19 protein-coding genes and 1 tRNA gene are annotated in these 19,838 nt (G+C 47.3%); 12 read left to right on the forward strand and 8 right to left on the reverse strand.

Translation table 11 applies throughout. The features are described 5' to 3' along the window. Nucleotides 1-8 precede the first annotated feature (8 nt). The 5 genes from VJ249_06720 to VJ249_06740 all read left to right on the forward strand — a co-directional run bounded on the left by VJ249_06720 (nucleotide 9) and on the right by VJ249_06740 (nucleotide 3,675). Complete coding sequence (locus VJ249_06720; protein HKZ94254.1) at nucleotides 9-794, forward strand: twin-arginine translocase subunit TatC; 786 nt, start codon at nucleotides 9-11, stop codon at nucleotides 792-794. A 242-nt stretch (nucleotides 795-1,036) separates the two neighbouring features. Beyond that, entirely contained in the window at nucleotides 1,037-1,408 is a 372-nt protein-coding gene (locus VJ249_06725) for a winged helix-turn-helix domain-containing protein (protein HKZ94255.1), read from the forward strand. Nucleotides 1,409-1,579: 171 nt separating this feature from the next. Continuing rightward, on the forward strand, nucleotides 1,580-2,278 hold the full coding sequence (locus VJ249_06730) for a hypothetical protein (protein ID HKZ94256.1): 699 nt from the start codon (nucleotides 1,580-1,582) through the stop codon (nucleotides 2,276-2,278). Nucleotides 2,279-2,282: 4 nt separating this feature from the next. Further along, complete coding sequence (locus VJ249_06735; GenBank protein HKZ94257.1) at nucleotides 2,283-2,576, forward strand: hypothetical protein; 294 nt, start codon at nucleotides 2,283-2,285, stop codon at nucleotides 2,574-2,576. A 124-nt stretch (nucleotides 2,577-2,700) separates the two neighbouring features. After that, on the forward strand, nucleotides 2,701-3,675 hold the full coding sequence (locus tag VJ249_06740) for a DUF4332 domain-containing protein (protein HKZ94258.1): 975 nt from the start codon (nucleotides 2,701-2,703) through the stop codon (nucleotides 3,673-3,675). 12 nt (nucleotides 3,676-3,687) lie between these two features. On the opposite strand, the gene VJ249_06745 is transcribed toward VJ249_06740, so the two are convergent. The 7 genes from VJ249_06745 to VJ249_06775 all read right to left on the reverse strand — a co-directional run bounded on the left by VJ249_06745 (nucleotide 3,688) and on the right by VJ249_06775 (nucleotide 8,932). After that, nucleotides 3,688-4,488: an undecaprenyl-diphosphate phosphatase gene (locus VJ249_06745; GenBank protein HKZ94259.1), complete on the reverse strand. Its 801-nt coding sequence runs from the start codon at nucleotides 4,486-4,488 to the stop codon at nucleotides 3,688-3,690. 27 nt (nucleotides 4,489-4,515) lie between these two features. After that, nucleotides 4,516-5,403 carry an aminoglycoside 6-adenylyltransferase gene (locus VJ249_06750; protein ID HKZ94260.1) on the reverse strand — a complete coding sequence of 296 codons (888 nt, stop codon included), beginning with the start codon at nucleotides 5,401-5,403 and terminating at the stop codon, nucleotides 4,516-4,518. A gap of 113 nt (nucleotides 5,404-5,516) precedes the next feature. Continuing rightward, on the reverse strand, nucleotides 5,517-5,873 hold the full coding sequence (locus VJ249_06755) for a hypothetical protein (protein HKZ94261.1): 357 nt from the start codon (nucleotides 5,871-5,873) through the stop codon (nucleotides 5,517-5,519). 76 nt (nucleotides 5,874-5,949) lie between these two features. Continuing rightward, nucleotides 5,950-6,034, reverse strand: a tRNA-Leu gene (locus tag VJ249_06760). An 88-nt stretch (nucleotides 6,035-6,122) separates the two neighbouring features. Beyond that, nucleotides 6,123-6,368, reverse strand: a complete 246-nt coding sequence (locus tag VJ249_06765; GenBank protein ID HKZ94262.1) for a hypothetical protein — start codon at nucleotides 6,366-6,368, stop codon at nucleotides 6,123-6,125. 21 nt (nucleotides 6,369-6,389) lie between these two features. Then, the gene (locus VJ249_06770; GenBank protein ID HKZ94263.1) at nucleotides 6,390-8,564 is read right to left on the reverse strand and encodes a CDC48 family AAA ATPase; all 2,175 of its coding nucleotides are present in this window, start codon (nucleotides 8,562-8,564) and stop codon (nucleotides 6,390-6,392) included. Nucleotides 8,565-8,644: 80 nt separating this feature from the next. Then, on the reverse strand, nucleotides 8,645-8,932 hold the full coding sequence (locus VJ249_06775; protein ID HKZ94264.1) for an elongation factor 1-beta: 288 nt from the start codon (nucleotides 8,930-8,932) through the stop codon (nucleotides 8,645-8,647). Between the two features lie 223 nt (nucleotides 8,933-9,155). On the opposite strand from VJ249_06775, the gene VJ249_06780 reads away from it, so the two are divergent. Beyond that, the gene (locus VJ249_06780) at nucleotides 9,156-10,499 is read left to right on the forward strand and encodes a glutamate-1-semialdehyde 2,1-aminomutase (protein HKZ94265.1); all 1,344 of its coding nucleotides are present in this window, start codon (nucleotides 9,156-9,158) and stop codon (nucleotides 10,497-10,499) included. A gap of 14 nt (nucleotides 10,500-10,513) precedes the next feature. Here VJ249_06780 and VJ249_06785 read toward each other — a convergent pair whose 3' ends face one another. Continuing rightward, nucleotides 10,514-11,944, reverse strand: coding sequence for a M20/M25/M40 family metallo-hydrolase (locus tag VJ249_06785; GenBank protein ID HKZ94266.1), 1,431 nt, complete (start codon nucleotides 11,942-11,944; stop codon nucleotides 10,514-10,516). Between the two features lie 77 nt (nucleotides 11,945-12,021). On the opposite strand from VJ249_06785, the gene VJ249_06790 reads away from it, so the two are divergent. The 6 genes from VJ249_06790 to VJ249_06815 all read left to right on the forward strand — a co-directional run bounded on the left by VJ249_06790 (nucleotide 12,022) and on the right by VJ249_06815 (nucleotide 19,751). Continuing rightward, nucleotides 12,022-13,665, forward strand: coding sequence for a D-aminoacylase (locus VJ249_06790; GenBank protein HKZ94267.1), 1,644 nt, complete (start codon nucleotides 12,022-12,024; stop codon nucleotides 13,663-13,665). Nucleotides 13,666-13,671: 6 nt separating this feature from the next. Beyond that, a complete protein-coding gene (locus VJ249_06795; GenBank protein HKZ94268.1) occupies nucleotides 13,672-14,163 on the forward strand; it encodes a trimethylamine methyltransferase family protein in 492 nt (163 codons plus the stop codon). Between the two features lie 35 nt (nucleotides 14,164-14,198). Then, the gene (locus VJ249_06800; protein HKZ94269.1) at nucleotides 14,199-15,107 is read left to right on the forward strand and encodes a trimethylamine methyltransferase family protein; all 909 of its coding nucleotides are present in this window, start codon (nucleotides 14,199-14,201) and stop codon (nucleotides 15,105-15,107) included. Between the two features lie 220 nt (nucleotides 15,108-15,327). Next, a complete protein-coding gene (locus VJ249_06805; GenBank protein HKZ94270.1) occupies nucleotides 15,328-16,800 on the forward strand; it encodes a trimethylamine methyltransferase family protein in 1,473 nt (490 codons plus the stop codon). A gap of 14 nt (nucleotides 16,801-16,814) precedes the next feature. Next, a complete protein-coding gene (locus VJ249_06810) occupies nucleotides 16,815-17,966 on the forward strand; it encodes a saccharopine dehydrogenase family protein (GenBank protein HKZ94271.1) in 1,152 nt (383 codons plus the stop codon). Between the two features lie 90 nt (nucleotides 17,967-18,056). Beyond that, a complete protein-coding gene (locus tag VJ249_06815) occupies nucleotides 18,057-19,751 on the forward strand; it encodes a hypothetical protein (GenBank protein ID HKZ94272.1) in 1,695 nt (564 codons plus the stop codon). Nucleotides 19,752-19,838 lie beyond the last annotated feature (87 nt).

Here is a 19,838-nt window from a genome sequence, read left to right on the forward strand (position 1 = left end):
GATTTCCGATGCCTGACGCTAGAGCAGAGTTGACCTTCTGGGAGCACGTAACTGAGCTTCTGCGAAGATTGCGGATTATTTTCATCGCTGTGGCAGTGGCATCAATGTTTGTAATGGCTTTTCCAATAAACATCAACTTTGAAAACCTGTCTTTAACGAACCCTTGGACCACAACTGTCGCCGTTTTATTAATCAGAAAAGTGCAAGAAGACCTTGTCCCGCCTGAGGTTGAGCTTCTTCCAATCAGTTGGTTTGCACCACTTGAAATCTATCTTTTTGTCTCTGTTATGTTGGGCGTTGTAATCAGTTCGCCTGTTATTATGTACGAAATCTACAAATTCATTAGTCCAGCCTTGCATGAACGTGAAAGAAAGAGCATTTTGACCTTCGTGACTTTTTTTACAAGCCTGTTCGTCTTTGGTGTGGCATTTGGCTATTTTCTCATAATGCCCATGAGTGTACGCGCTCTACTTCTAGCCTCCAAGTTTCTCGGGCTTCCTCTCAAGTTTGAGTTCGCCGAGTTCTTCTCGCTTATCATGGGCGGTACACTCCTCTCAGGCTTCATGCTCACGTTCCCAGTGTTCTTCGTCCTGCTGGTGAAAGCTGGAATCTTAAAGACAAGCCATGTAACTCGAAATCGGAAAACGCTTTATCCAGGAATAATAATACTGATCGCGATTATTGATCCTGATCCAACAATAATCACTGAAGTGACGTTATTCATCCCAATCCTAATTCTCACGGAGATCAGTGTCTTGATCGCCAGACGATACGAAAAAAACCGTCAGCCTTGATCCCTATGGCATTCTAGGCAACGCTCAGGAAGGAAATCTGTCTTGGACCAGCAATTTACTCATTCAGTTGCTGATTAGTTCTTCAGGACTCCCGCTAACCCAAGCAATTTGCTAAAACGAAAAAAGGAGAAAGAACATGGGAGATTTCGATTCTGGAATATTGTTCTAGATGAAACACTCCTTTAGAGTCTGGCTAGCTCTGTTTTCTAAATGAGGACTATAGAAGGGAGTTATAGAGCATTTTGTCAGTTGGAGACAATTTACACAAACGTCGAGACCACATGTTCATCATGGCGGAAATACTGGAAGTCACTATAGATGGAGCTCTAAAGACCCAGGTCATGTACCGAGCTAACCTCAGCTTTGCCCAGCTGAACGAATACTTGAAACTCATGCTAGACCTGAAACTTCTGGAAACGGTCAAGAACAGCGAGAGGACTTTTTACAAAACCACTTCTAAGGGCGTGCGCTACCTTCAGAGCTACCGAGAACTCCGCGATTTGTTAAAGAAAGAACGCAGCGGCAACGATTCAAACAATGGAAACGGAAACAACGGCGTCTACTTAGTGAAACGCGGCTCACAAGTGATATGCAACAAAGGACCATTCTACTAAGAATCCCTGAGAATTTTTCCGCCACGCAGCTACGCATGAATCAGCAAACGGCTTCTCTAAACGGCAGTAGTTTCGCATGGCTCACTGTAAACCCTTGATTTCCTTTTCATCTCAACGCTTTTGAAGACTGCCGCAGGAACCTTCACTTCCTTCAAACCGTTGTGATCCCATTTGCTAACCATCAACAAGCAAGCGTCATCCTCCGGCATCCAAAGCATTGACCAAGAATTTCAAGGCTTCAAACTGGGCGACTTCGCCATATTACATAGGCATCCATTCTGCAAGACCTTAGCCTTTAGGCTATGTGTTCACTGCCAGCTCCCAAAAGAGGAAGGCGGGCTTGCTTCCTCAGCCATCTATGTGGACGGCGGAAACACCTTCAACCCATACGCAATTTCAGCTATCGCTCGCGAATTTGGCTTAAACCCTAGATCAGCGTTGGAACAAGTGTTTGTTTCACGAGCTTTCACAGCGTATCAACTTTCAGCTATCATCCTAGAAACGTTAGAAGACGCCTTGAAACGTTACAAATCGAAGTTGGTCTTAATCTCAAACATTACAAGTTTGTTTCTAGACAGAGATGTGCCAAATCAAGAATCGTTTGTCATTTTCAACAAGGTGATTACTCGTCTTTCTGATCTTGCCCTCAGACGAAACATAATCACGGTAGCAACATGCTTTAATAACGAAAGCTCAAGAAGGCAAAACATTCTAGAATCTATTTTGCTTGAAAAGACACGCACAATCGCAGAAGTCACCGAATTAAATGGCAGGTTACAGTTGACAATTCAAAACTCTGATTTTCCCAAGCCTCTCAAAGTTGACATCTTACAAAATAGGACAACTTTGGAGAAATTTATGGAGGCATAACTGTTTGGGGCGAACAGTCGTCTCGTATCGGCAGGGTCTAGAAGGAGAAATCGCTACTTGGGAAGGATTTAGAAAAGCACTTCGTATGCATGATGTTGAGGCGTTTGATAAGATGATGAACGCTTGTAGACTGCATGCTTCCGCCTCGAGCATGGCAACCAGGCCGGTTCTGTTCGAAGCGATGATTATGTCAATCTTATTGGAGCACGAGAAGACCATCGTTGAGCTGGCTGAAAAACTTGAGCGAATGGAAAAACGTCTCCAACACCATCAATCTCCTTCGACAACGGGTACTTAATCGTTTTTCAAAGTCTCGGCGAGAAGACTTGGGTACTCCTGAGGCAAACTGTATTTGCGTTTAGAATTCACGCTTCATAAAAATCTTAAGTCATCGAATCAGCACAAAAACACGGTAGAGAACATTGACAGCCAACCGAATAAATGGAGCACTCACGTGGATTCTTGGCTTACTCACGCTAATTGCTGTTTTGAACGTGTTCAATGCTTTGGTTCAGCTTAATCTATATGGCAGCGGTTCTATTACGGTCTTCAGAGTTCTTGATACAACGTTAGGCAACATAAACGCAGAAGTCTACTTCTGGGCATCCGCAATCATAGCGTTGGTGTTGTTCTCAGCAACTTCCTTTTCGATCTATCGTGGAATGCCTGTAGACCCACAGATCACGCAGAGAATCGGCAAAGTTGAGGAAAGCCTGGCCGCAAACGCCAACATGCTTGAAAACACTCAGATAGGCTTCTTCAGAAAACTGGAAGACAGCGATAAACAAGCCGACGAGACCTTCCGTAAAATCACCTTAAACCTTGAAGAAACCAGAAAAGAGGTCACCGAAGGCCTGACCGCCCAAAAGAAATCGTTGCAAAGCTTGGAGAAGGAAACAGAAAAGAGCGCTGACAATGCTAGGAAGCAAGCCACTGAACTAACGAAAATCAAGAAGACTGTCGAAGGACTTAATGAGAATAAAGTGAAGCAAGAAAAGCCGAGGCTGACAGGACAAACCAGACTTGAGGACTTCAAAAATGTTCCTCCTAGCCTAGCAACTAGACTAAGCAATGCCAAAATCACCAACGTAAGCGAACTGCTAGCAGCCGATTCAACCTCAATTGCCGAAAAGACAGGCCAATCACCGGAAACCATTGCACATCTTCAAGCTCAAGCTCAATTGCTGATGGTTCCAGGCATAAACGAAAATCATTCGGAGCTTCTAGTCAGATTTGGAGTCACGTCTCGCAGAGAGCTAGCCAATCAAGATCCTGTTCAACTTTACCGTGGCCTAAATGGAATCGCTAAAACCTATGTGGAACAGGGAAAAATGTCTGCAAGCAAGGTACCGACAATCGAAGACGTTTCACAGTGGATTAAACAAGCTCATCTATAACCGATCGTGGCATCAGATTCGAACAACCTGAGACAAGACAAGAAGTAAGCCCAGTGCCCAGCAATAATAAGCGAACACGTGCATCTTGTCCTTCAGAACAACTTTCAGCAGCAGCTTCAGGGAAAAGAATCCAACAATGACGGTAGCGACCAAGCCCAAGAACAGGCCAAAATAGTCAATGCCTGCCATAGATAGGTTCTCAGAGTCCAGTGCTGTCAACACAGTGGCGCCTATGATAGCTGGCACGAAAAGCAAAAAAGAAAACCTGAATGCCACTTTGCTTTCAACTTTCAATAGCAAACCAGTCGCAATTGTCGAACCACTTCGCGAAATGCCTGGAATCAAGGCAACCCCTTGGGCTATTCCTACAAGAACCGCGCGAAGTGGACTTAGAGATCCGCTTGGCAGTTTGCCCCGTTTAGAAACATATACTATGCTGTAGAAGCTGCCGGTAATTATGAAGGCCACGCCCACAGCTAGCAGATTGTGAAAAAACGATTCAAATAAATCTCTAAGAGTCAACCCGATGACCGCTGTTGCCATACTACCCAAGATTACGTACAGGGCCAGCTTGCCATCTTCTGACTTGAAGTCTAAGCGGGCAACTGCTTTCAAGATGTTAAGCACATCTTTCCAGAGCACAGCCAGAACTACCACCAGAGAACCCAGATGCAGAACAATGTCGAAGAATACAGGAACCCGCAAGCCCAAGTACTCCTGAGCTATGACAAGATGCCCCGAACTGGAAATTGGCAACCACTCTGTTAAGCCCTGAATAACAGCTAAAAGCACGATTTCGAGAAGTGTGGCCATTCTCTACACAAGGCTCCTAGCCCGGGTTTACTCTGAAAACCGCGCCTCGATCCACTCTGTCACTTGTTTGTCAGCATCAACGGGATATTTGTACTTCAGTTTTTCAGCAACCTCCGCTGCTACTGTATGGAACAAAGTCATCGCGGCTAGCAGTCCGCGCTTTACATCTGCTTCATTGTAATGGGAAAAAGCGTGGCGCATCTGCTTCAAGACCTGCGGGTCTGCCCATCTTTCTAGGAATCGCCCACGAAACCAAGTGTCATAGCTCCATCCATGCCTTGCCCGGCTGTGCCACTCAACCATGCGAAGCAGCAAGTGCTGCATGTAACAGTCCGACGACATCTTGGACCACCACAATTCACCTCGCCTCAAATGCTTGGCTGTGAAAACAGCGTGATACAGGAAGTCATTGACAACTTGAAGGAACTCGTCATGTGTGGGGGGCGTAGGAGTAGCATTCTTGACAGACGAAACCAAAGCTTGAAGTTTAGAAGCGATGTCATCTTTGTCCAAAATCACGCGAAACCCTCGACCAAACGCGTTTGCAGCTTGAACCGAAGCCATTCCGCCCTGGATAAGCGCCTGAGCTTTGGCTAGAGGGAAGATAGCGAAGTCAACGTCAAGCATGCCTTCGAAAAGTACACGACGTTCCATTTCGTCACCGCCAGACGTTGGCTCGATGAAGGTGAGCAACGGTTTGCCAATGCTTAGCAGCCAGTCAGCCGAGGACACATATCTATCAGGGTTGGAGGTTACGACAATCACATCCAAGTCTGCCCATTCATCAGCAGGATATTCAGTTCGAGCCCTAGATCCTAGAATGATTGCAGCTCGGATGTCGCTTCTAGTTTTAGCCCATTTAACGAACCTATGGACAAGTTGCTCATACATTCCATGCACATCTACGCCATTCAAAGCTGACTTCTCCTAATCGCATTTCCTAACATCTTGAATTGCTTCACTTCAGTGCGGGGGTGGGATTTGAACCCCAGACTCATGTGAAGTTTCAGTTTCCATACTTTCTCTACTCATCTCTTAGAGTACAGGCACATCTTATTTCCATTTGGGTCCAAAAATAGAGCAAAAAACCCATGTTCTGTATTTTCTCCGATGGGTGTCTTGTCCTTCAATTTTTTTCCACCAAACTTTTCGATTAGTTTGAGCTTTGCATCGATATTGGAGGTATGAATTGATGGAACCACAAGTGCTTCTTCCGAGTTCAATTCTGCACTTACACCTTTTCCTGATGGTGGCAGAACGTCAACAGAAGTTGTCTCTGGTCGTTTTTCGATTTTCCATCTGAAAACTCTTTCAAAGAAAACCTTTGATTTTTGATAATTTTTGGAAGGAATGATGATGTGACATATGTAGTTATCGTCATTCATCAATGCAGTTTCCCTCAATCTAACTACATTGTCCACTTTTAATGGTTTTTGAGAACCATCGATGTAACGCATTTGATGCGGGGGGTGGGATTCGAACCCACGAACCCCTACGGGATGGGCTCCTGAAGCCCACGCCTTTGACCTGGCTTGGCAACCCCCGCACTGAAACAGCTTCAGAGATTTGAGATTATTTCCAGTAATTAACTCTACCTAAAATGCAAACAGGCAAGCTTGAGGGAGATCTACGTTCTAGCGAACTGGCTCCTTGCGTTTCACAGGTTCAACGCGCCTCTTGCCCTTGGTCAAGGCAGACACGTAGACCTTGCCTTCCACTTCCATCTTCATCAGAGTCTTGTTCAGCATTCCAAAACCCAAGTCTTCGTGAGTTTCCTTAAGCAGGTCGAAAAGCTCTTCATCTGTCATCCCGCCTTTCCTTTCCAACGTCTCAAGTATTGTTAGATCCAACGGGTGAGGACGCCAAGTCTTAATAGCCAAACAAGCCACCTCGCATAGGCCTCAGGTAATAGGCGTCGTTGGCTTCTGCACTCGACGAATCTGTTTCATAAACCCTTTGTACCACGCTTCCATGTCAGGCAATATAGTTGGACCAATCTTCTCCATAGCTTTCTGAAAGTCAGCAACCGACACTTCTTTCGATTGCACATCTTTGCGCAGCGCGTTCATAGCGGCTTCACGACATAAAGCCTCAATGTCAGCGCCAGAATACATCTTCGTGTCAGCTGCCAGCTTCTGCTGGTCAACATCCTTAGCTAGGGGCATATCTTTGGTATATAACTTGAAAATGTCAAAACGCGCCTTTTCACCAGGCTCAGGCACATAGATCAACCGGTCAAATCTGCCAGGTCTAAGAACTGCTGGGTCAACTATATCCGGTCGATTTGTGGCGGCAATGATTACTACGTCTTCCAGTGTCGATATGCCGTCCATCTCAGTTAGCAACTGACTTATCACTCGTTCAGAGACACCACTGTCAGCGTAGCCCATGCCTCTCCTCGGGACAAGAGAATCAAATTCGTCAAAGAAGATCACAGCTGGCGCTGCCATACGGGCTTTGCGGAAAACCTCACGGATGGCCTTCTCCGACTCGCCGACCCATTTTGAAAACACTTCAGGGCCTTTTATAGTAATGAAGTTAGCTTCGCTTTCAGTTGCCACGGCTCTTGCCAACAGTGTTTTTCCGCAGCCAGGCGGACCAGAGAGCATGATGCCTTTAGGCGGCCTTATGCCCATGCGTTTGAACATCTCGGGGGTCTTGATTGGCCATTCGACAGCTTCTTGGAGTTCCTGCTTAACCTCATCCAAGCCGCCAATGTCTGTCCAGTGAACTGTTGGGATTTCAATGTAGACTTCCCGCATCGCTGTGGGTGTAATCTCTTTGTAGGCGTTGACAAAGTCCTCCATGAGGATTTCCATCTTCTCCAAGACCGCTGGCGGAATGCGCTCCTCCTCCAAATTGATTTCAGGCAGGTAACGTCTCAAAGCCTTCATGGCAGTCTCGCGAGCTAGAGAAGCCAAGTCAGCACCAGTGTAACCATGAGCCATATCCCGCAACTTCTTGAGGTCAACATCCTGCGCCAGAGGCATGCCACGAGTGTGAATCTGCAAAATCTCATGTCGCCCTTGCTTGTCAGGCACGCCGATCTCAACCTCCCTGTCGAAACGACCAGGCCTACGCAGGGCAGGATCCAACGCGCCTGGACGATTAGTCGCGCCTATAACGATGACGTTGCCTCTTCCGCTCAAGCCGTCCATTAGAGCTAAGAGTTGCGCCACAACCCGTCGCTCAACTTCGCCCGTCACTTCTTCACGCTTTGGTGCAATTGCGTCCAATTCGTCGATGAAAATGATGCTCGGCGAGTTCTGCTGAGCCTGTTGGAAGATCTCGCGCAATCGAGCTTCGGATTCTCCGTAGAATTTGCTCATGATTTCAGGTCCGTTAATCGAGAAGAAATTTGCCTCAGACTCGTTGGCTACAGCTCTAGCCAGCAATGTCTTACCGCAGCCCGGTGGACCGTGGAGCAACACGCCTTTTGGCGGTTCGATGCCGAGTCTCTGGAAGATTTCAGGATGCCGCAGCGGCAATTCTACCATCTCTCGAATGCGCTGCATTTCTTCTTGCAATCCGCCAATGTCCTCATACGTAGTTCTCGGCATGCCCACCTTGGCTTCGGGTATCGGCTCATTCAAAACTTGAAGCTGAGTCTCGTAGGTGATGCGCACTATGCCGTGCGGACGAGTCTTCGTAACCGTAAACGGTATGGCGTGACCCAGCATCATTACCAGCGTTGTGTCGCCTTCAACAAACGTGCGCTCCATCAACCGGTTTTTCACAAAATTAGTGAAGTCTTCATCCACGTTTAACCTCATGTCAACAGGCGCCAAAACCACATTCTGCGCATCCTTAACCTTTCCAGGCTTAATCAAAACATACTCGTTCATGGCTGCGCCAGCGTTCTTTCTCGTAAACCCGTCGATTCGGATCAAACCTCTGTCCTGATCCTCAGAATAAGCTGGCCAAGCGATTGCGGCTGTTGTGCGTTTGCCCACGATTTCTATGACGTCGCCCGCCGAAAGCCCCAGTTTCTGCATTGTCTTTTGGTCTATGCGAGCAATGCCTCTGCCCACGTCTCTTTGACGGGCGTCTCCAACTCTGAGTTGCACCTCGCTCATACTATGCACTTCCAGTTCAGTAACAATATCGTATATCGGGAAGTATGCATCTCTTATTTAAGTGTAAACCTAAAAGCGGATTACCATCTCTGCATCATGAAGGTTTCGATGTTGCTCACGCCTTGAATCTGGCGGATGCCGTTTTCAATGTTCTCTAACTCATCCTGCTTCTCTTCAGGAACAAGGATGTGAGCAATCAGGGCTTTCAACCCAAACGCAATAGGCTCCTCCTCAAACCTCAATACCTTGGAATCTTGTGGAATAATCGCTTGAATCTGCTGTTTAAGCTGATCGAAAGGTATGGTTATGTCCTCTGGAAAAATCTTCATGGAAACAAGCATCTTAGCCATCATAATCCACCAATCCATTTCTCGTACTTCAGGTCCTCATTCGTTGTCTAATGGCGATATCTCAAGCACACTTCCTTTTTTCTTTTTTGTTCTGTGCGGTGGATGAAGCGTGTCCTCAGATCCTCCTATCAGTTTGCACCTCTAAACGTATCAAGGTCGCAAAAGTTAACTTCCGAAGACCTTCAGTTAATGCTTAATCTCATTTGCCAGAATGAACGTGTGAACATGAGGTCTATCATCCATGAGCGACCCTAAGACGAGGTACATGAAAAGGACACGCCTATCTTCTAAACTGTGGAAACAATCGTCTAAGGTGATGCCTGGAGGCGTAACTGCAAACATCAAATTCTTCGAACCGTACCCTGTCTTCATGAAGAAGGCCAGAGGCTCCAGAATCTCCGACGTAGACGGCAACGAATATGTCGACTACTGCTTGTGTCTAGGCCCATTGATTCTTGGCCATGGACATCCTGCTGTTGTTGGAGCGATTAAGAAACAACTTGCCAATAATGGCACCACAATCTACGGAACTCCCCACGAACTTGAAATCAAAATGGCCAAGGAAATGAAGCGACTGATTCCATGTGCAGAGATGAGCAGATTCGTGAATTCTGGGTTGGAAGCAACCTTACACGCCATAAGATTGGCTAGAGCTCATACTCGCAGAGTCAAAATCGCCAAGTTCGAAGGACATTATCATGGAGCGCATGATTATGTAGCAGTCAGCGTATCTCCTCCGCTTGATCTAGCTGGTCCAAGCAACTCACCAGTTGCGGTATCCAATTCAGCGGGCTTACCGAAGTTCATCTTGGAAAACACAATTGTCCTACCGTTTAATGATACAGCAACGGTTGAACGAACAATCGAGAAAAACAGAGATGAACTGGCTGCAGTTATCATTGAACCTGTAGCCAGAGGATCCCTGCCGCCAGATCGAGACTTCTTGAGGGGATTGAGAGCAGTTACCGAAGAGAACAACATAGTGTTGATTTTTGATGAAATAATGACTGGTTTCAGGCTTGGGCTTGGAGGCGCACAGCAGTATTTCGGAGTCACTCCTGATTTAGTCGCGCTTGGAAAAGTCGTAGGAGGTGGTCTCCCTATCGGTGTGTTCGCAGGCAAGTCCGACATTATGGAGCACATGTCTCCTGTCGGCGCCAAGTCTCCCTTTGATCGTGTTTTTCACAGCGGCACTTTCAACGGTTGTCCAACAGTCTTAGCCGCCGGGTTGGCAACCATTGAGATTCTCAAGAAGCCAGGGACCTATAGGCACATAAATAAAATTGCTGACGAAGTCAAGAAGTGCATGCGAGACGCGTTTGAAGACAACCGAATCGATGCTCAGGTGATAGGTCTAGCCTCAATGTTTCAAAGTATTTTCACCTCTCGTCGGATCAAGGATTATAGAGGCATTGCGCAAGCGGATTCCAAGAAACGCATGAACTTTGACTTGGAGCTGATTAACAACGGAGTATACGTTAGACCTGGGCGCACGTACTACACGTCACTTGCCCACACAAACCCTGATTTGAAGACAACTTTCGAAGCCGTTAACGCCGCTGCAAAGGCTACAACAAGGCAATAAGCCCTTTCTATTCCCTACTTTAGCGGCTTGTAGCTTGCATAGGCGTCGAGTATGGCGACGTAGGATTTCTCACAACTGGCCAGTCCAGCGACCTTGTCGTTTCCTTCGATAACAAAATACTCGTCCGGTGCGTGGGCTCTTCCGCCATGTCCGAGTCCTCCGTCGCAAAACGGCAGGTAGAGCGCACCTCGACTGAACATGTGATAAGGCACACTTGAAGCATAGTGTGGCCAAATCTCGGGTTCGTATCCTAGTTTTCGGTATGCTTCGATCATAGCTTGAACCACTGGTTCTCTTACGCTTGTCTTGGACCACTCATACGGATCTAATGACCTAACTGAGATGTCTGAGTAGCCGTGTTTGTCAAGGTGTCGGCGAATCTTTGGTATGATTTCTGATGAATGCTGATCTGGGACAAGTCGCGTATCAAGTTTGACAGTGACTTTGTGGGGAACAACTGTTTTCGATCCTGGGCCAGTGTATCCGCCCCAAATGCCGTCGATGTTAAGCGTTGTTGAATAAAGATATTGCATAAGCAGTTCTTTCCCGTGCAGATCGTTCATGAATCGGTCAACTTTCATTTCGCGCTTGGCGGTCTCCTCATCGAGTGTCTGAACTAGCTTGTCGATGAGTTCAAGATCCTCGTTTGATGGCGGTTTCACATTGTCGTACCAGCCATCAATTAGGACTTGGTTACCGTCTTCGGAGGTCATGGTTGCAAGTGTATGTATCATGCGCCACGCTGGGCTGTCGACCCATGATTTGTCGCTGCTATGTATGTCGAATTCCGTGGGTCCTCTTCCCCAGGATTTGCCGCTGCATTCAAGTTCGACGTATTCAATTCCTTTCCATCCAAGACCCATGATCACCTTGCCTTTCTCGTCTTGGCTGGCGTCTGGTCCAAAAAGCGCGTCGGCCTTTCCCAGCATTTCTTTGTGTTCTTCTACGAATCTGGCGAAGTCAGTGCTTCCAAGTTCTTCGTCGCCTTGAGCCATGAACTTCAGATTCACAGGGATTTCTTCGTCGACTGCTAGGATGGATTCTAAGGCGTTTAGAAATGCGACAAGTGGTCCTTTGGTGTTTATGGCGCCTCGGGCAATGACGCATTTGCCAAACGGATTTATGTCCACAAGCCTCGCTTCCAAGGGTGGACTTGACCACTCTTCTCCGGCAAACGGTTGAGTGTCATACATCATGTAAACAAGTAAGGTTTTCTCGGCTTGACTGTTGTATTCGCCGTAGACTACTGGAAAACTTCCTGTCTCTATGAGTCTTGCGTCTTTGCATCCAAGATTGAGAAGGTAGTTCTTTAGGAGTTCGGCGCATTCTCTGACGCCGAAGTTTTCCGCTGACACGCTGGGTTGGCGCAGGAACTCTTGCATCCTACTTATGTGTTGACTTAGATGCACGTCAATGTGTTTGCCGACTTTTTCAAGATTGACCATACTACATCGTGCTAGCATTTGTTGAAAAGACCTTAAAAATCTTAAGATTATATGTTGATGACATGTGAGGGTCACTTGTGGCTTTCGAAACTCTCATCAAGAATGGGGTCATAGTCGACGGCACGGGCAACCCATGGTTTAAAGCTGACATTGGAATCGCTCAGGGAAAAATAGCCGAGCTTGGCCAGCTGAGCGACTCCAAGGCTGAGAGAGTTATAGACGCGCGCGGGCTAGTGGTTTCTCCAGGTTTCATAGACATTCACACGCACTCGGACCTTTCGTTGTTGATAAATCCTCGAGCAGAAAGCAAAATTAGACAAGGCGTAACAACAGAGGTTATCGGCAACTGTGGCACCAGCCCTGCGCCCTTGAGAAGAGAGAAGCTACGCTTTCTCAAAGATGAGTGGGGAGCTGAAGCTAAGGCAGTGAAGTGGAATTGGTCTACTTTCGGTGACTACCTTCACCGCTTAGAGGAGCAGGGAGTGTCCCTGAATGTGGCTTCGCTTGTTGGCCACGGGGCTGTGAGAACAGCTGTGATGGGCGTCGAGAACAGGTCTCCTAAAAGGAAGGAGATGAATGAAATGAAGCAGCTTGTCGCACAGTCCATGAAAGAAGGAGCCTTTGGCTTATCTAGTGGGCTAGTGTATTTGCCGGGCTGCTTCGCCAAAACCTCTGAGTTAATTGAACTGTGCAAGGTGGTTGCTGGGTACGGGGGTTTCTACGCATCTCACACTAGAGGCGAAAGGGAGACAATAGTGGACGCTTTGAAAGAAGTCATACAAATCGGAGAGAAAGCCAAAGTACCTGTCCAAGTCTCCCACAATTGCCCCAAATATGGAGGACACGGCAAGTTCAAAGAGATGTCGAAACTTTACGAAGACGCTCGGACACGCGGTATCGAACTGACTATTGACAATGACGCCCACAGCGACTTGGGTCCTCAACTAAGCAGTGTTCTTCCGCAGTGGGCTCAGGCTGGTGGATCTGGCAAAATCGTAGAACGACTGAAGGACCATAAGACTCGAAAGAGGATTAAGAAGGAGATAGTCGCGGATAAATTCCCTGGACCAGGTTACTGCGGTCTCGTTAAACATGGGCAGTGGGGTAGAATTTTCCTATTCACTGCCAAGAAAAACAAGCAACTGGTTGGAAATAGTTTTGATAACATCGCTAGACTTCGAGGAACAGATCCGTTTGATGCCTATTTCGACGTTCTGGTTGAGGAAAAAGGTGAAGCAAGCGCCATCTTCAATTACATAGACGAAGATGACATTCGCGCGGTCTTGAAACATCCTCTCATGATGATCTGCAGCGACGGTAGCGCAGTTGCACCCTATGGGGTTTTGAGCAGAATCTCCGGATATTATCCCTGCAGTTACGGCGAGTATCCTTACATTTTGGAGAGATTCGTCAGGGAGGAAGGCGTCCTTACTCTTCAGGAAGCCATTAGGAAGATGACATCTTTTCCAGCTCAGAAACTCGGCCTGTTTGATCGAGGCTTGATAAGAGTGGGCATGTGTGCAGACATTGTTGTTTTCAACCCAGACACAATGAAGGACAGAGCAACTTGCCGTTTCCCATATCATTTTCCCTTACCCAATTATCCGCACAAATATCCCGAAGGAATCGAGTACGTGATGGTTAGCGGCGAAATAGTGGTGGCAAGAGGCAGACACCTTGGCGCGCTTCCGGGAAGGGTCCTTCGCCACACGACAAGGTGAAAACTGTTGGCTAGGAGCCTGTTGCAGCTACTTTCTCGCGATGAGATAGAGACGATTCATGCAACCTCGCTTCGGGTCCTGGAGAAGATAGGCTTCAAAATAGACAACCAAGAAGCTTTGAAAATACTGGACGAAGCCGGCGCCAAAGTTGATTTCGAGAAAGAGTCAGCTTGCGCTCCCGAGTCACTTGTTAAGGAATCTCTTCAAAAGGCTCCCGCTGAATTCAGCTTGTACTCATTTGATGGCAAATGCAAACTTCTATTCGGCGGCACTAACGTGTACTTCAATCCTGGCTCAACTGCAGTGTACATGCTAGACAGAAAGACCATGCAGATGAGAACTCCGCTGTCTCAAGACTTCGTTGATTTTGTCAGGTTGACTGACGCGTTGGAACACATTCATGCTCAGAGCACTGCGATGCTGGTCTCAGACGTGCCAAGCGTAGTAGCCGACAGATATCGTCTGTACATAATACTCAAGAACTCGTTAAGCCTGTAGTCGGAGGCTCCTTCACAATCGAAGGGCTTCACGACATGAAGAAAATGCTCGAAATTGCACTTGGAAGCCCGTCAACACTCAGTGAGAGACCACCTTTCTTGATGGATGTCTGCCCTTCACCTCCTCTAAAATGGAGCAAGGTAACCTCACAAAACCTCATTGACTCAGCAAAATCAGATATTCCTCTTGAGGTTATACCCGCCCCACAATTGGGTTCAACCGCACCTGTGACGTTGGCTGGACTCCTAGTGCAACACAACGCTGAATTTCTGTCCGGGCTTGTCATGGCTCAACTTGTGAAAAAAGGAATCCCAGTCATTTACAGTGGGTCCCCATCGCTTATGGACATGAGATACGGAACCCAATGCGTCGGCAACATTGAAGTCTGTATGCTTTCAATAGCCTACTCCCAAATAGCGAGATTCTACTGCATACCCTCAGGCGCCTATCTTGGCATGAGCGAAACAAAAACGGTTGATGCACAAACAGGAGTCGAATCAACTAACGGGATAGTCTTAGGAACGCTGGCTGGAATCAACTGCATAACCGGACCAGGAATGCTAGCCTTTGAAAACTGCCAGAGCTTCGAAAAACTCGTTATTGACAACGAAATCTGCGGCATGGCATTAAGGCTTGCAAGAGGCATCGACGTAAATGAGGAAACACTGGCATTCGACTTGCTCAAAAAGGTCGATCAGGGTGGACACTTTCTAGCTCAGAAACACACCGTGAAGTGGTTTTCAATCGAGGAACACGTTCCTTCTCCTGTAATAGATAAAATGAGCAAGCTACAATGGGAAAGAACCGGAGCTAAGAATACCTTGGAAAGAGCCAAAGAAACCGTGGACAGAATACTGAAAGAGCACGTTCCTAGACACCCTGCTCCGGACACTGAAAAGGAACTTGACTCATTCATGAAGGAAATCCTCAAGAAAACAAAATGAAACTCACGCACTTCTTTGAAACGCCTAGGCTTGAGACTGAATCGCGGTCCAGACTCCTAGAAACGGGGAATAATGCTAGAAAGCTGCGTGTAGCCAATACTGCTTTCAAATGACACAGCGCTTAGCAAGGAAATCGACTGCCATCCTTGAATAAAGAGAAGCCTTAAGTGTCGACTTTGAAAATAGGTTCGTTCCCACAAATGTCGATAAGGGATGCTTCATGCCTAAAGCGCCATCTGCCGTTAGACCGACACTGCAGCTTCTCTCAACCAACGACATCGAGAACATTCACAATGCTTCTTTAATGATTCTGGAGAAAACTGGAGTAGTAGTGAAGAACAACGAAGCTCTGAACCTGCTAAAGAACTCAGGGTGCAGTGTGAACCTAGGGAAGAAAACCGTACATGTTCCCCAGTCTCTGGTAAAGGAGTCCCTGCGTAAGACCCGCTCACTAATAAGACTGTACAGCCGAGATGGAAAGAATGAGCTGGAAATAGGTGGGAACAGCACGGTCTTCAACCCAGGCTCAAGCGCTGTCTATTTCAGCGACCATGCGACAGGCGAAATAAGACAACCGTTTTCGAAAGATCTTGTTCAGCTAGTGAGACTGGTAGACGGTTTGGAGCATATCCAAGCGCAGAGTACAGCGATGGTGCCGTCCGAAGTGCCTGAGGAACTAGGAGACCTCTACCGTCTCTACCTTGTGCTCAAGAATTCTACCAAACCCATGATCACGGGTGCATTCACAAAACAGGGACTCCTGGATATGAAGCGGTTACTGGAAACCATAGTTGGAAAAAACAAGCTAGCGGCAAAGCCTTTGGCGATTTTCGACTGTTGCCCCTCCTCGCCGCTTATGTGGAGCGACACCACATGCCAAAACCTGATAGACTGCGCAAAATTTGGTTTACCAGCCGAAATCATACCCGCACCACAGATGGGCGCCACAAGCCCCGTGACTCTTGCAGGAACTCTCGTTCAATTCAACGCCGAGTTCCTAAGCGGCTTGGTGATTTCTCAGGCTGTAAAGTCAGGAGCACCAGTCATCTACGGGGGGTCCCCAACAACCTTCGACATGAAATACCTCTCTTCTCGTCTCGGCTCAATTGAAAACATGATGACAGCATGCGCTGCCGCACAAATCGCCAAGCATTATGGACTGCCGAGCCACGCGTATCTTGGTCTGAGCGACTCAAAGATCATAGATACTCAATGTGGCATTGAATCTGGCGCTGGGGCAATTCTAGGAGCCCTTGCAGGTGTAAACGTTATCTCTGGCCCCGGAATGCTCGTTTTTGAAAACTGCCAGTCTCTTGAAAAACTCATAATTGACAACGAAATCTGCGGAATGGCTCTACGACTCGTAGAGGGCATCAACGCCACCTCTGAGACCTTAGCGTTTGATGTCATAAGCAAAGTTGGCCCCGGCGGGCACTACCTTGGAGAAGCTCACACATTAAAATGGTTCGAAAAAGAGCAGCTTATGCCTTCAGATGTCATTGATCGGTCAACTTTGGAAGCCACTAGGAAACAGAAGCCAAAAGAAATGGTAGCCCGAGCCAGAGAAGCCGTGGACAAGATTCTCAAGGATCATATCCCAGAACCATTACTGCCTGACGTTGAAAACGACCTAAGGGAAGCCTTAAACGAGATCATGACACGCTACAAGATCAAGTCTCTCCCGGTTCTCTAATCAAGGTGATGGAAATGAAAATACTTATTCTGGGCACCGGGCACATCGGTTCCGTAATTGCCAAAGACCTTGCAGAGAGCATGCCCTCGGCGAGAATAGTCGTGGCAGACAGAGATCACAATAGGGCAGAGGAAGCTGCTGCCCGAATTGGCAAGAAGAACGTCGCCTCACTTGAACTCGATGTGTCCAACCGCGACAACTTGGTCAACACCCTAAAAGGATTTGACTTGGCGATAGGAGCGCTTCCTGGGGAGATAGGCTTCCAAGCACTTAAGGCGTGCATCGACGCGAAGGTAAACATGGTCGATGTCTCATTCATGCCTGAGAATCCCCTAGCACTGAGTGAAAAAGCCACAAAGGCAGCTGTGACAATCGTTCCCGACTGCGGTGTAGCACCTGGCTTGAGCCACATGCTCTTGATGCGCGGTGTAAGCAAACTCGATCACGTTCACGACGCTAAAATCTTGGTTGGAGGTCTGCCTTCAAAGCCAATTCCTCCTCTTGGTTATACGATAACGTGGTCTGTTGAAGGTCTTATAGACGAATACATGAGAAAAGCAAGAATCATCAAGGACGGCAAGATAACTGAGGTTGAACCACTGGCCACGCTAGAGCAAATCGAACTCCCCGGCGTCGGCAAACTTGAGGCTTTCTTCAGCGACGGGCTGAGAACGCTGCTCCACACGGTGAAAGGCGTCGAGAACTTGGCGGAGAAGACTCTTAGGTACCCTGGGCACATCGAGAAAATAAGACTACTGAGAGAGATGGGCTTCTTCGATGAAAAACCAGTCCAAATTGATGACTCCAGCGTTTCCCCAAGAAGCGTAACGGTCAAACTGCTGGAGCACAAACTGAAGAAGCCTGAGGTCCATGACATTCTTGCAATGATAGTGCAAGTCGACGGAATGAAGAACGGCAGGAAAATCAGGTACAGCTTCTACTTGCTAGATCACTATGACGAACGCAACATGGTGACAGCAATGGCAAGAACTACAGCGTACACTGCTTCATGCGTTGCTCAGCTAATCGCCAAGAAAAGCATAACAGACAAAGGCATAATTCCGCCAGAAAAACTCGGCGCCGACGAAGTCATCTTCAGGAAGTTGATGGCTTTGTTGAAGAAACGCAGTATACGTGTGAAAGAAAGCAAGAAGGCCTTGCATTAGTCTCTTTCCAGTTCGTGATATTCATGGCTTTTTCAAAACCTGAGCAAAGAAAGATTCATAATGACTAACTGTCGTGGATGAAGAGAGAACATGAAGCCAAATCCTATTTTGAAAGAACTAAACGCAGTTGAAGAGCGATTTCTCAAGTGGTACAAGCAATTCGACCCATCGTCTGCATACACCGATGGAATTAACCTGTGCGCAGGAAAATTCTTTGTTCCTTCCAAAAAGAACCTTGCAGCTGCAGAGAATGAATTGAAAAGCGTTCTGAAGCTAGCCACGAATGAAGACCAGCGGGGACTTCTCCGAAGCTATTTGACATCCCTGAGTTTCAACGAGCCATACATGGTTCCCTCACGCGCTGCAAACGCCTTCTTTGCCCATCTGGTAAAAGAAGGAATCGTTCCTGAGCATCTCCAGTCTCTAGCAATGCAGGTTGGAGAAGCCCTTAAAGCATATACAAGTCTACTCGGAGACAAAAAATGGTCAACAGAAATCAGAATACTCACATGTCAAACAACCGATCACCTTCTGGGCATACTAGATACAATATTCACCGAAGCCAAAGACGAAAACGTCAAGAAATCGATGACCGTACTGAAGCAAGAAGCTTCAAAATACAGAAGACTCTTCGGAGCTAAAGGCATCAAACAAGGAGACTTTGGCGAAGTATACCCGATCATTAGGAAGAACCGAGAGAAAGTTCAGCACAAAGCCAAATATCCGAAGCTTCTCGCCGACGTATGGGGCTATCCAGAAACTACGGAGGAAATCGAGGCAAAAGCCACGCGCTGGCTCAAGAAAGAGCTACCAATCCTTCACAGGATTACGCGCTCGCTAGCCAAAGCCTACGGCGCCAAGCCGTCAGTGGAAACAATGGATGAAGAAATAAGCAAACGTAAAGGCATTCCGAGGCAAGAAGCCCTACAATTTGTAAGGCAAACTCGATATGTTACTCAGAAAGTGTTTGATGATAACATAGTAAGAATGACGCCTAAGTATGAGACAAGAGTCATAGAAACTCCTCCATACTTGGTCAACCTGATAACCACTGCCGCGATGATGCCTTTCGACGGTCTGACCCACAAACCATTCAATGTCTTCTTCATCACCACAGATCCTCGTACTTCATCGTCGATCAATGCTCCCGAGCTCGTTCAGGCGATCCTACATGAGGAATATGGCCACGCAGTCAACTACTCGAATTCAGTCACACAGTTTGCAGCGAACCCGCGTCTATTAGAGATTGTTTCGTCAGCGATTTCCACACACATCTCAGACGGCATCTCATTTCACAGAGAACTGGAGTTCGCCATACTGCTGAAAAAACTCTCAGTCAAGAAGAAGCCAAGCGACGAGGAAACTGCCCTTCTGAAAATATTGAGCCGAGGGGACGACATTGAAACAATGTTGCTTGAAAACGAGTTCATCGTTCAAAAATGGCGAATCATGCGTTTTCTAAGAGCCATATTTGATGTAAGGATAAACATGGAAAAGGAACCCATAGCCGATTTCGTTGAATGGGCACACAAAGAAACAGGACTTTCAAAGAAAATGATTTACAATGAGACATGGGGTTTCCTTGAAACAGTGGGCTACGCCCCCTGCTACTGCATCGCGGGCGACGTGGTCAGAAGACTCCAGACAGCGGCACTTCGGAAAGGGAAGAGTCTGGTGGATTTCAACACTTACGTTTCATCATTGGGATTTCCCCCTCGAAAGACCTTTGAAAGGAAAATCAGAAACTTCATCAACAAACCTTGGTGCCCCGCTATGAATCAATAGGCTTCCGTCAGCCTTTGAGCAAAAAAGGACTGGCAGCATCTCTGGTAAGAACGAATTTCCAAACGTTTCACATTCACCCAAGCCAGA

The sequence above is a fragment of the Candidatus Bathyarchaeia archaeon genome (genome assembly GCA_035283685.1).
Taxonomy (GTDB): Archaea; Thermoproteota; Bathyarchaeia; order Bathyarchaeales; family Bathyarchaeaceae; genus DATETJ01.